This is a genomic window from Staphylococcus lutrae (assembly GCF_002101335.1).
Lineage (GTDB): Bacteria > Bacillota > Bacilli > Staphylococcales > Staphylococcaceae > Staphylococcus > Staphylococcus lutrae.
Map to the genome: position 1 here is coordinate 1,271,312 of NZ_CP020773.1, position 13,221 is coordinate 1,284,532.

General features: G+C 35.1%; 11 protein-coding genes and 2 tRNA genes. All 13 read right to left on the reverse strand.

Annotated features, from left to right (window positions below; all coding sequences use genetic code 11):
* Positions 1-6: 6 nt before the first annotated feature.
* The 13 genes from B5P37_RS05810 to B5P37_RS05870 all read right to left on the reverse strand — a co-directional run bounded on the left by B5P37_RS05810 (position 7) and on the right by B5P37_RS05870 (position 13,141).
* Positions 7-738, reverse strand: coding sequence for a hypothetical protein (locus tag B5P37_RS05810; RefSeq protein ID WP_085237348.1), 732 nt, complete (start codon positions 736-738; stop codon positions 7-9).
* 995 nt (positions 739-1,733) lie between these two features.
* The gene (locus B5P37_RS05815; protein ID WP_085237349.1) at positions 1,734-2,006 is read right to left on the reverse strand and encodes a hypothetical protein; all 273 of its coding nucleotides are present in this window, start codon (positions 2,004-2,006) and stop codon (positions 1,734-1,736) included.
* Positions 2,000-2,542: a hypothetical protein gene (locus B5P37_RS12160; RefSeq protein WP_240622423.1), complete on the reverse strand. Its 543-nt coding sequence runs from the start codon at positions 2,540-2,542 to the stop codon at positions 2,000-2,002. The genes B5P37_RS05815 and B5P37_RS12160 overlap by 7 nt, the downstream gene beginning before the upstream one ends.
* Positions 2,543-3,217: 675 nt before the next feature.
* Complete coding sequence (locus tag B5P37_RS05825) at positions 3,218-3,547, reverse strand: nucleotide pyrophosphohydrolase (RefSeq protein WP_169710788.1); 330 nt, start codon at positions 3,545-3,547, stop codon at positions 3,218-3,220.
* Between the two features lie 16 nt (positions 3,548-3,563).
* On the reverse strand, positions 3,564-5,279 hold the full coding sequence (locus tag B5P37_RS05830; RefSeq protein ID WP_085237350.1) for a DUF2075 domain-containing protein: 1,716 nt from the start codon (positions 5,277-5,279) through the stop codon (positions 3,564-3,566).
* Between the two features lie 117 nt (positions 5,280-5,396).
* Positions 5,397-5,876 (reverse strand): 23S rRNA (pseudouridine(1915)-N(3))-methyltransferase RlmH, encoded by a 480-nt coding sequence (rlmH, locus tag B5P37_RS05835; protein WP_085237351.1) that lies wholly within the window; start codon positions 5,874-5,876, stop codon positions 5,397-5,399.
* Between the two features lie 329 nt (positions 5,877-6,205).
* The gene (locus B5P37_RS05840) at positions 6,206-7,054 is read right to left on the reverse strand and encodes an MBL fold metallo-hydrolase (RefSeq protein WP_420852996.1); all 849 of its coding nucleotides are present in this window, start codon (positions 7,052-7,054) and stop codon (positions 6,206-6,208) included.
* The gene (locus tag B5P37_RS05845) at positions 7,011-7,790 is read right to left on the reverse strand and encodes a two-component system regulatory protein YycI (protein WP_085237353.1); all 780 of its coding nucleotides are present in this window, start codon (positions 7,788-7,790) and stop codon (positions 7,011-7,013) included. Before B5P37_RS05845 ends, B5P37_RS05840 begins: the two co-directional genes overlap by 44 nt.
* Positions 7,787-9,121, reverse strand: a complete 1,335-nt coding sequence (locus B5P37_RS05850) for a YycH family regulatory protein (protein ID WP_085237354.1) — start codon at positions 9,119-9,121, stop codon at positions 7,787-7,789. The genes B5P37_RS05845 and B5P37_RS05850 overlap by 4 nt, the downstream gene beginning before the upstream one ends.
* Positions 9,111-10,943, reverse strand: coding sequence for a cell wall metabolism sensor histidine kinase WalK (gene walK / locus B5P37_RS05855; RefSeq protein ID WP_085237355.1), 1,833 nt, complete (start codon positions 10,941-10,943; stop codon positions 9,111-9,113). The genes B5P37_RS05850 and walK overlap by 11 nt, the downstream gene beginning before the upstream one ends.
* Before the next feature lie 12 nt (positions 10,944-10,955).
* The gene (yycF, locus tag B5P37_RS05860; protein WP_085237356.1) at positions 10,956-11,657 is read right to left on the reverse strand and encodes a response regulator YycF; all 702 of its coding nucleotides are present in this window, start codon (positions 11,655-11,657) and stop codon (positions 10,956-10,958) included.
* A gap of 1,328 nt (positions 11,658-12,985) precedes the next feature.
* Positions 12,986-13,059: transfer RNA gene (locus tag B5P37_RS05865), tRNA-Asp, on the reverse strand.
* Between the two features lie 7 nt (positions 13,060-13,066).
* Positions 13,067-13,141 (reverse strand) — tRNA-Glu (locus B5P37_RS05870).
* Between the last annotated feature and the right edge of the window lie 80 nt (positions 13,142-13,221).

The following is a 13,221-nucleotide window of genomic DNA, read 5'->3' on the forward strand; positions in this document are numbered from 1 at the left end:
TATCACCTATCTCATTGTTTTAGAATTTATATTTATATATTTCATGCAAAGTAAACCAATCACAATATACAGAACATAAAAAAACAACGGCGTTATCAAATGCACAAATGAAATAAAATTGTCATAACTTAATAAATTTCTCGAAATTTCATTAAATAAATACAATGGGTTTAACCATTCTAACCCATAAAATTGATTATCTGTTCGAGAATTAATATAGAACAAAAAGATCGTTAATATGTTGACGATAGTCGTCAAAGTATCAACTTTAACTGGAATAAAAGCTAAAACTAAGAAGAAAAATGATATTGGCACACATAGAACAATAAAAATTAATGTGGTAAAAATGAGTTTAGTCGTTAACACATGCAATAGTGAGCCCACAGTTAAGTTGAAAACTAATATTGAAATTAAAGATAGTAAACACTGAGATAAAATGATAGCAAGTATAAAGGGAAACTTTTGTCCAGTTATCATTACAAAAGTTTTCAATAACCCATCTTCTCTTATTCGTGATATTTGCATACCTATCCCATTAATAAAAGTTATTGCCACAATAAACGCCCAAAATGAAACAATTAAATATTGTTTCTCTATTTCTGTGTATGAAGATGATCCATTTGGATAATAACTAATGATGGCTAATATGATAGGCAATACAATTGTCCATATCATCGTTATTTTATCTTTCAAAAGCATTTTTATATAAAAAACAAAAAAAGATTTTGTTTGGCTCATCCCTGAAACTCCCCCTTCTTTTGGTTTATATATTACCCAATTTTACCCCTATTGAAAATGCCCAAGCATTCATTAAAGCTTCTAATATCTCTTGAAAACCATAATGTTCACCGTTTATCTCAATACGATTCACTACACCTTTTGTAAACATGCGAGATTTTGAAAGTCAGAATAATTGTACCTCTCAAAATGGGATGTAACAAAAAATATGTAAGCTTTTTCAGATGCAGCACTCTTCCATAAAATTAATATTATTATAACTCATTTATATCAATTTACTATATTTATTCATTATTTTAACATCAAAACATTTCTTTATACAAAATATAGAACACTGTGTTTTATGATTTAAAAAAGAAAATTAAAGCCTGATGTATAGACATTACAACAATTGGATTTATGTTTTTCAAGTATATTTGTGTTTTACAGCAACTTGTAATATTTATCATAAAAGCAAGAAAATAGCAAAAGAGAGAAGGTTGCCTATCTTTCAGACGCCAAATTGACTTGGAGAAGAAGATTAGCAAAATGGCATTGTTTTCGTTCATATTATTGTACCTGTTATCACAGAGTCTACCTATTGTGTACTTTTCATTTTAGTTAAATAAGCAACATTAGCCAGCACCGTAACCATCCTAAGATTAGCTGTGAAGAAGTTTATGACGATAGATTTCTTCACAGCTATTTGTGTACCAGGCATGGATCACACCTTGACGGGCTCACAAAAAAAGGACTAAGCAACAAAAAATCATCACTTAGTACCATATCTCTTCACTAACCGACGTTGGAAAAGAGCCGTTTTATCTGTACTTGCTGGCGTGATTGCTAGTTACATTAGTAAGTGTTTAGATACGTCAGATGAGTAAGCAAAACCCCCACAAAGCTTGGACGGCTGTGGGGGATGCTATGACGTACAGTAATAACACTTGTTGCTTAAAGTATAAGCCTTTTTTACAATTTATAAAATTCTTGATTTAGCATGTTATAAATTATTTTTATGAAAAGATAAAGAATAAGAATACACTAAAGATGACTAAGTTGATTGGGATTATGCTAACCATCATTTTTTTAGCTTTTTCTTGCAAACCATATTTTTTGTTTAAAGCTATTTCAGTACTTAAAGTGCTTAATAATATGACAAAACTCATAATAATATAAAGTATAATGTTTTTAGAATAAAAAGAAGTTACACTGATGGAAAATATGGTTAATATTGTTAGGAATATTAGCGTGAAATAGTAGTCATTTATGGTTTTTTTATCTAACATAGTGTTGAACCTCCAGCATATGCTATTGCCATTCCTGTACCTACTGCCCAACCTACTGGTCCTGATACACCTAATAAAACTCCAGCTCCTGTTACTGCTGCAGTATGAGCTACACCAGTCCATGTGATGGCAGTAGAACATTTAGATCTGAATGCTATATTTTGTTGCGAATTTTGTTCTTTTATTTGATTATTAAAATTTTGTAAATCTTTTTTAGCTTTTTCTCCTTTTGTTCCTGAAATGGCGTCATTATAATTTTTGACATAGTTTTTGATTTCTGAGATTGATATTTTAACATTTGTTTGTTTTAACTCTTTCTCTAAATTACTTTCGTTGATTATTACAAGATGTCCTTCGTGATTTTTTTCTAAGTTATTTGCTATTATGTTAGCTATTTGATTGTCGATTTCAACTTTGTCTTCTTTTGCTTCTACTTTTGAATGATTTTGATTTAATTCTGTTTCTAATGGAGTTAGAATTATACCTCCTATGATTGTTAAACTAGTTGCTACTTTTAGTAATTTTGTCTTTGGCATAAGAATCACCTTTTTGTCAATTAATCTGTTTTTTATACTTTATCCTTTCTTGATGTATAATAAACAATATATTTGGGTTTTATAGGCTTTAGAAACGAGTTGAAAATGAGTTTCTTCTTGTCTTGATACTATTAGAAATAATGTTCTTTTTTAAACATGTATTAATCCTTGATATAATAGGATTTTTCTTTGTTTTTGAGCGTGAAAGAAAAAATTGACATAAAAAAGCCTTTAGGAATCTTAGCAACAAGAGGAAGTGGAGATAATGACAGCAAGAGATAATTATAAAACACAGTAATTTGTTAATTTAAGCACGCTTTTATGCCGAGAAAATCCATTGATGTTGAGAGACACCCTTAACTAAACTTGTAGACGAATGTCGGCATAGCGTGAGCTTATTAAGTCGACAAGTTTTGGTTTTGTTTAGGGTGTGGAGACTCAACGTCAATGGAAGAATTGGAATAAAGCAACAAGATAATAAATTATTGCTTGTTACTCTTAGAGCCAGTATGGATTAGACCAATTTGAAAGATAGTGTTATATTATTATTAAATTAATAATACTGGATTATTCCAAAGATGATTATTAAATTTATAAAACAGTATTTCCGTTATAAAAATAAACAACGACAAACCCTATAATTTTATCAAAAAACAATTTAAAAAATACTATTTACTACAATTTATCATATTTTTTATTGCTATTTCTACATTTTTCAACTGGATATTTTATTGCATTCTTTTCTAGTTTCCGCGCTATAATATCATTCACATTAAACCCTAAGTTATCTGCAAGCATGTAGCTGTAGATAAGTACATCTGCTAGCTCTTCTGCAAGCCTTTCTTGTTTACTATGGATAACTTCTTCTGAGGTTTTCCATTGAAATAGTTCCAGTAATTCAGCCGCTTCTAATGATATCGATAATGCTAAATCTTTTTCATTATGATACTGACGCCAATTTCTCTCGTCTCTAAAATGATTTATTTTTTTTATTATCTCTTGCATCTCATTCAACTTCATCCTATCCTTTCGCAGCTTTTTTTAATGCTTCGCGCAAAGCTTCATCTACGGCATAAATATAAAGTCCGTTAACACCTCTTGTTAGTAATACATTCAGCTCATTTTTCAAGAGCATTTCTGAATAGTTTTCTTTAGTACCATCCGAAAGTTTTCTATTTTGCGTTGCTTTTTTATTCTCACTACTGTCTTTGTCAAAAACAATCTTGCCATCCCTATACTTTACAGAAGGCCCTATGATAACCCCTGCATAATTTAAATCTATCCCCTGAACAGTAAATGTAGATCCGACTTCATCGATTGTGTTTGTTCTCTCAATCCACGGTAGTTTTCCTTCTCCTTTAATGGGCTTAACCTGTTTATTCCAAGGCATAGCCCAATCACCTATCTTTACATTCCAATACTTAGAATCTTTTGGATTTTTGTTGGCGTTAAACTCCCAGTCAAAAGTAGCAATCATTCTAGATATGCCAGATTCAGTATGACTTGCCTTTTTTCGAATTTCTTGTTCTAGAAGGTAAGGAGAATCAAAAATTTTAATATCATATCCCTTGGAATCGTTCGGAATCGGATCAATCACTTGATTATCAATTAAACCTCTAATCCAATTAATCGTTTCAATGCTGCTGTTGATTCTCATTTGATTCTTCAATTGAATTAAGTTGCCATTTTGATAAACCTTACTTACTAAAGTATCTAACGTGTCAAACTCCCAAATTTGTTCACGGCTTAAAATTTGTTTTCTATCAAATACAGTAACTACAACTTTTGCTCGTTGTAACAAGTCCTTTAAATGTCCTTCTCCTTTATAAGACATTTTCCCTTGAGTAAGAAGGAGGTGGGCTTCATCAACAATAACAACATCAACCTCATCTTCAATCCTATGATTTAAAATAAAACTTGTTGGCTTATTAATCATTTTATTTGGATTGTCAGACAAGGCTAACTTTGAAGCGATTTTCCGATAAATCATTACATGCTCATCGTGATTGACTAAAAGATGTACATTAATGCTTTCTTCTCCATCTTTGTATCCATATTTTTTCAACTCATAAAAAAGGCTACTCATCAAAACCGTTTTACCAGACCCGGCCTCTCCTTCTACCATTATTAACTGACCTACTTCTTCTTTTTGTAATGCATGTTCAATCTTTTGTAAAATCGAATCTTTGGCAGTAATCTGTTCATCTGTTAATTTATGGAACGGTGAAGCTTTAAAAATCGCTGAATCTCTAACTATACTTTCAATGGGGAAAAGTTGATGGTCTCTTTTATGTAACTCCTTCCAAACTTCTGAAAAAATATCGTCTAATTTATCTGAAGTAAAATATTCATTTTGTTGATTTGTTCGACTATTATGTATTTTATTAACCGATTCAACACTTGATAAATATTGCATTAATCTATTTTCTATATCTAAGGTTAAAGATTTATTAAAAAACTTATGTCCTATCACGTACACAGATGACGTACGAGAATTAGAGAGTGCTAACCACTGAGTCGCTTCTTTACTCAAATGTTGTCTCGTTCTACTCTGGATATTATTTGTCTCACCTACATATACATCAAAATAATTACTTCTATTTTTATCATTGATGATATAGACTGTCGGATATCGTAATAAATATTTAGAATTAGCAGTCACTTCCCATTCACTAACTACTTGTTTAAGATATTCCATATCATAATTAATTTTTTCAATCTTTAAATCGTTAGCCATTGTTCCCACCCATTTATCTATATATTAATTTTCAAAACCTAATCAGTAATCAAATTTCTTGTAGTTTTTAGCACAAACTATTCTTTTACAATTGCTTTCTAATAATACCTTCTCCAATCACTTATGATATGCTTCCCCACGCATAATTTTAAATGCACGATAGATTTGTTCCAATAAGATCACACGCATCATTTGGTGAGGAAATGTCATTTTGCTGAATGATAATGCAAAGTCACGGCGCTGCAATACCGCTTCATGCAATCCATTTGATCCTCCAATGATAAATGTAAAGTCACTTTCGCCTCGTGTCATTCGTTGATCCAATGTTTGTGCGAACGCTTCTGAACTCAATGTCTGACCCTCGATTTCCAGTGTGATGACTGTTGTTTGTCCTTTAATTTTGCTTAAAATCCGTTGCCCTTCTTTTTCTTTAACTTGTTCAATTTCTTTTGCGCTCATCGTTTCTGGTGCTTTTTCATCTGCAACTTCAATGATTTCAATTTTCGTGTAGGCACCTAAACGTTTGGCATATTCTGCAATGGCGAGTTTCCAATATTTTTCTTTTAGTTTTCCTACTGCCACAATTGTAATTTTCATATTGACCTCCTGTGTGAATTAAATCGAAGTTATCCACAAGTTATTCAGTTACCCACATTATCATCTCTATTATACCGCTTTTGTATAAAGTTTCTACCCAGAATTTCAAAATATAAGGCACTGTCTGTGCATAACTTTGTGGATATGTGGATAGTTTTGGGGATACTTCCAATATTAACATGTGGATTGTGAATAACATGTTATTTTTGTGTATAGCACTGGGGATAACTTTGTTTAGCTTTGTACTTTTATACACACTATTTCATCTAAACCGTATGCAAAAAGCGCTAAAGATGATCCTTTTCACCTCTAACGCTTACGTTTTATATTTATATCGTATAGATCGATGTCGGTTCGGCTTTATCTGTGTCACAAAGTCGGACATCGTTTACTGTATCAATATCATGGGCTTGTAATATTTGGGCAACACTCATACGCGCCAAATCTTTCATATTATTGTCTTGGGATAAATGAGACAAATAAATGCGCTTTGTTTGTCCTGTGATTACATCTGTCATCGCATGGGCTGCGTCTTCATTTGATACATGCCCCACATCACTTAAAATACGTTGCTTCGTCTTCCATGGATACCCACACATTCGCAACATGTCGACATCATGATTGCTTTCAAACATGAAGGCATCACTCCCACGAATCATCCCTTTCATGCGGTCAGACACGTAACCTGTATCGGTAATCATTGTGAACTTTTTATAGTTATTATGAAAAATATAAAACTGCGGATCGATTGCGTCATGCGACACATTAAACGATTCTATATCAAAACCCGCAATAGATTTCGTCTCATATGGATTAAAGATAAATTTTTGATCACTTGGGATGTTTGGATCTTTCTTATCAATACGCGTCCATGTTTTTTCATTGGCATAAATCGGTAAACCGTATTTCCGGGCAAGTACTCCTATCCCTTTGATATGATCACTATGTTCATGTGTCACAAGGATACCACTCAAATCAGAAATTTTCCGGTCGATTTGATCGAAAAGTGCCTCCATTTTTTTGCCTGTCAGTCCTACGTCGACCAACAGACTTCCTTTATCACTCTCTACATAAGTCGCATTGCCGGTACTACCGCTTGCGAGCACACTCATTCGTATCAAGAGACCACCCTTTCTATTGTTCAATAATTTGTGGATTAGACGAAATGGCTTCCACATAATACGTATGGACACCCTCTTCATCTTTCACTTTAATCTCCCAGTTGGCTTGCAAGACTTGGATATTGGTCTCTTTAACCACTGTGTAATAACCGAGACGTATGTTAACGACTTCTTGGTCATGCTTTAAGTATTGATTATAATAAAGTGCTTCAATTGCTTTATGTGCACTGATGACTTGTTTCGGTTCGTTATTCGGTCCTTTAGACGGTACGATATCTTCCATGGCAGATTGTTCATATGATTTAACATTATCATCTTTCACATCAAAAATCAGTTCTGCACGGTTGTTATTCATAATTGGAAAACCTTGATACGTCTGTTCGTATTTGATTTTATCATTATCCGTCTCATGATATTGATATTCTTGACCTTTATAAATATTTTGATCGATGTACGGTTTCAAATGTGATATCGGATCAATTTTGACATTCACACGCTCGCTCACTTCTTTGTCTAATGTATGTCCATTATTACGCGCCTCTGCTTTTGCGCTTTTTTCCGCTTCTTCTTTAAAGTCTTTAGAGCGTGTAGTAATCAACTGCATTTTAACGTGACGCGTGTCTGGCATATTTTTAGGTAACTTAATGTTTTCCTGTTCAAAATTGACGACATTATCTTGATCGGCGTCATTAATTTTTGACTTGTTGACTTTATCGTTATACACAAAAATCAAACAAAGATTCACGAGGAGAAACACGATGATGAACAATGTTTTTGCACGTTTCCAGTTCATGCCTGCTTCAACTCCCCATCATCATATTCGTACCACTCATTATCATATTTGACATACCATGTCGGTATAAACTGGCTTCCCTCTTGAATTTCAATCGTTTCTTCTTCACCTTTAAGCGGGCTCATACGATAACCTACGACCATCTGACTGACTTTTGAAAAATCCAACGTACTCTGACTCGCTAGGGCGGCACGTACCTCTTCGGCATCTGGTAACGCTTCTGGTTTTTCGCCGTTATCAATCGTTACATTCGTTTTCAACAATCCTCGACTGTATTCATATAAGCCACGTTCGCCCCATATGACACGAATTTCGTTCAATTGATTCGGATAAAAAATCGGTCGTCCATTGAGGAACATTTGATAAGTGAGCTCCCCTTGATCACGATCCGCTCTGAACAAACGAAAATCATCGGTAAAACCCCCATGTTTATTAATAAAATCAAAAGCTCTTGGCAGGCTCACATTCATATTACGTGTGCTGTGCTCATCTTCTGACAAATTGGTATAATCGTATGTTTCACGGTTCGCGTTGTAGTTGACCACGCCGGTGTTGTTATTATACGTGGTGTTCCCACTATTCGTCGTCCGCACAATCGGCGTATTATCAAATAATATCGCATTTAAATCTTCCACATTAATTCGATTAAAAATTGTACGATAGGACTTCAAATCTTTCGACTTTTTCAACGTATATAAGTACGTGGCTTTATTAATTGCACGACGATTTGTCACAATGTCGGTGTATGGTTCGAAACCTTTCATTTTTTGGATACGTTCTTGAATATTTTGCGCACTCAAATTCGTCACTAATTTAATGGCGCGTTGATGATTCGATTGCATCGCATATAACACAATATGTTGTGTGTTGTCTAAATCTAAAATAAGGCGATCGAAGTTGAAGTTGGTCGGTACTTTAGCAGGCATTTCAATGACATCATTTAAATACATAGACAGCGGGATGTCTGTCGGGTAGTCTAAAACAAGAAAATGATTGCTTAAATGACGCAATAAGACGACTTCATCATTTTGTATATCTTCTACTTCAGTAATACGATGTTTTTGAAATGCCGTCATCATGACGTTGACCTCTTTACCGGCCGGTTTTCCTTTAATATGTTCATTATCCACTTCTACCAATTGTAATGGTGTAATCACCTGATTCAACGATTTATCGTAACGCGTTCCAATCGCTTCCGTATCCTCTTTCGTATGCGTACTATCTGCATCGGTTAAATCAGGTGAAAAGTTCCAAATCATGACTGTGAGGACAATACTCAATAAGACAAGCAGTGCTAAGATGATAGACTTAATCAGTTCTCTAGTTCGCATCCCAGTCACCTTCCTCGATTTTTTCACAAGGGAGTGTGATGAAAATTGCTGTACCTTGACCTTCTACACTGTTCGCCCAAATACGTCCATGATGCGCCTCCACAATTTCTTTTGAGATTGCAAGGCCAAGACCTGTACCTCCCATTTTTCTCGTACGTGCTTTATCCACACGGAAAAAACGGTCGAATATTTTACTCACTTGATTAATCGGAATCCCAATCCCATTATCTTTAATTCGAATGGTTAAACGGCTATGCACAGGGTTGTGTTTCACGTGGAACTCCACGCGTTTTTCTCCCCGCGAATATTTCATCGCGTTCGTGATGACATTGTCGAATACTTGTGTCATTTTATCTGGATCAACCTCTGTAAAAATCGTCTCTCTCGGAATATCACGTACAAATATCGTATCTTTCGCAGCCATCTCATGTCGATTAATCATTTTATTGATAAACATATTAAAATCAATAATCTCTTTCGTAATCGGCTCAGATTTATTATCCATTTTAGAAAGATGTAATAAATCATTCACCAGACGAATCATTCGCTCGGTCTCTTCACGTGTCACCGTTAAAAATTGAGGTGCAATCGATTCATCACGCCATGCCCCTTCTTCCAATGCTTCAATATAGCTGTTCATCGATGTCAATGGCGTACGGAGTTCATGAGACACATTCGCCACAAACTCTCGACGTTCACGTTCGATTTGTTGTTGTTCTGTGACATCATGTAAAACGGCAATATACCCTGTCACAAAACCCGTTGCTTGCACAATCGTACTAAAATTCACACGTGCAATGATCCCTTCTTCTTCATTGATATCAAGCAATACACTTTCGTTATTTTCATTCAATTCCTCTAAAGAAAACTCGTCTTGTAAGTCAAGGACATCAAAAATAAAGTGCCCGGAGACTTCCTCTTTAGACTTACCTAACATTTTTAACGCCATATCATTAATAATCCGTATACGACCCCGCCGATCTGTCGCAATGACGCCGTCACTCATATGGGTAATGACCGAGTCCAAACGCCGCTTCTCACTCTCTGTATTGGCCTGTGCTTCTTGAACACGCTTTGACAAGTTGTTAAACGCGAGTGCCAGTTCACCAATTTCATCATTCCCATAGATTTTAACACGCTGGGTATAGTTCCCTTTAGACATCTCGACCGTTTGATTACGCATATCAGTAATCGGTCGGGTAATGGTACGCGCAATAAAGAAACCGAGAATGACTGTTATAATCAATGATATGCCTGTACCTACAATAAAGATTTGGTTAATATTGCTTAATTGGTCGTACACTTGATTAATGTTTGACTCAATGTAAATGTCACCAATCAAACCTTTCGCCGTGGTCACAGGGACGTTTTTCAACCATACACGCTGTTTACCTTCACCATAATCTTTCAACACCGTATCTGAATTTTCTTGTCCTAGCGAGAGTGCTTTTTGAATGGAATTTTCATTGGCTTTTTGGTTGATCATCGTTCGATTCGATTGCTTTGAAGTCGCAATAATAATTTGATCTTTATCGATAAAACGAATTTCAATCATTTCATTTCGATTCGCATATTCATTTAATAAATTTTGAATATCTTTTTGCGTATTACCTGAATCATTATCATCTGCGTATATTTTTTCAATACCTAACTCAATTTGTTTCGCATTTTGAGAGATGTTTGTCTTAAACGTCTCCGTCATTTCCTTTTCGAGACTATTGGTAAAGTACAAGCCAATAATTTGCATCCCGATAATAATCAACAAGACATATACAATGACGAGTTTTGTGTGAAGAGATTGAAATTGTTTTAACCACTTCATATCGGCCATCCTCTATTCATGTTGTTGCAGGAAATACCCTACACCTCGACGCGTCACAATGTAGTCTGGGTGAGACGGATCATCTTCAATTTTTTCACGCAAGCGACGAATCGTTACGTCTACTGTACGTACATCACCAAAATAATCATATCCCCAGACAGTTTGAAGTAAATGTTCACGCGTCATGACTTGTCCCATATGTTTCGATAAATAATGAAACAACTCAAATTCACGATGTGTCAAATCAATGTCTTCCCCGCGTTTTTTGATTGAGTAGGCATCTGGATAAATCACAATATCTTTAATTGCGATTTCATTTGTTTGCATATGATTTTCTTGGCTTGGTTGCGTATAGTGACGACGCAAGTTCGCTTTCACACGTGCAATCAACTCACGCGTACTAAACGGTTTTGTCACATAATCATCCGCACCCAGTTCAAGACCAAGCACTTTATCAATCTCAGAATCTTTGGCAGTCAGCATAATAATCGGCATTTCAAATTTTTTACGTACTTCACGGCAGACTTCCATTCCGTCTTGTCCAGGCAGCATAATGTCGAGTAATACAATGTCCGGTTCTTTTTCATAAATTAAATCTACCGCGTCATTGCCATCGTATGCGACAAACACTTCATACCCTTCCTTTTTTAAATTAAATTCCAATATATCTGCAATTGGTTTTTCATCATCGACTACGACTACTTTTCTTGCCATACTAATGACCCCATTTCTTAAATAAGTACATAATACGGTGCGAACTGGCACAATCCTATATCCTATAATGTATCACTAAAATTAGGCAAATTCTATCTATTTATCTTTATTTCCATAGGGTGGAACCCGTCGTACAATGGATGGTTACTTATCATGTGTGTCATTGTCATGAATCAATGAAAGTAAAGTAGCACAACATAATGGGGCGGAGGTAAGAAGGCAAAATTAATTTCGCGTAGAAATATAAAAAAATCCCTTTACATGTCTACGCTCATCGGCATGTAAAGGGATGACTAAAAGCTAGTGAATGTCGTGTTTACCACCAGAAACAAAAATTGCGAGTAACTGTTTAATGAAAGCAATGATTAATTTGAACATTGAAAACACCTCCTCTTGTCAATTTCAGTATAATCCTTACATTTCAAAATGGCGTTGCTTTGCTTACTTCATCATTATCATGCGTAAGCGTTAAAAGAAGATGACTGACCTTTCATTAAGGCAATCCTAACTGTTTAATATAGCGATTCGTCTGCTTGATAAAACGCAACGCAATGTATAAAGCCCCTCCGCATGCCGATATGTATCAGGCATGCAAAGGGGTGTCATTAAAGACTATTTAAAAGACATATGCTGTCTTATTTTTGAGCTGGTTTGTTACCAGAAACGAAAAGTGAGATTAAAGTTTTTACACCATCAATGATTGTGTATACCAATGAAAACACCTCCTCTCTTCACCCTTAGTATAACGTCTGCACTTAAAAAATGAGGATTTTTGCCCAAGTCAAATTTATAGTTCGCAATTGTTAAATATTTTCTTTCTATTTTCATCTAGGCATCACAAGTGTCTGAATTTTGAGTATTAAAAGAAAATAGCTTCAAACTTAAATATTAAGATACATTCTATACCGCAATCGTATGCATCCGCTGTTGTTAGAATGCTTTGTTCGGTTGCGGTTTTCCATTAAATGGTTTTGAGAGACTGAATGTGCGTAGGGTCATGCGCGTCATCATATCATGGCTATAAAAACCGTCAGACGTTAAGATCATAAAAATGAAAACACGTTTTTGTTTTTACATGCTATGTTTCCGAAGCCGGATGATTCATTAAATGATTATTAAACAACCTCCTATCCGGGCTTCCTTTGTTTTCTATTTTAAGTGCGTCGCTGTGAACATCCTCTAACCTGATGATGAAAGCAAGTCATCCGTCCATTAACTGTGTTACTCGTACCGGATGCAAAGAAAAAAGTCATTAAAATTCATATTACTGAATTTTAATGACTTTTACTGTTGGTTAGACCAAGAATGGGATTCTTGGGCCGCTATAGCGGTCCCGACGGGAATCGAACCCGCGATCTCCTGCGTGACAGGCAGGCGTGTTAAACCGCTCCACTACGGGACCATATTCATGGTGACTCCTACGGGACTCGAACCCGTGTTACCGCCGTGAAAGGGCGGTGTCTTAACCGCTTGACCAAGGAGCCGTTCTCAAACACAAGATTGATTATAGCACCCCCAAACAGGTTGACAAGATTTTTTTGAAAATTTTTTGTATAATTTTTCA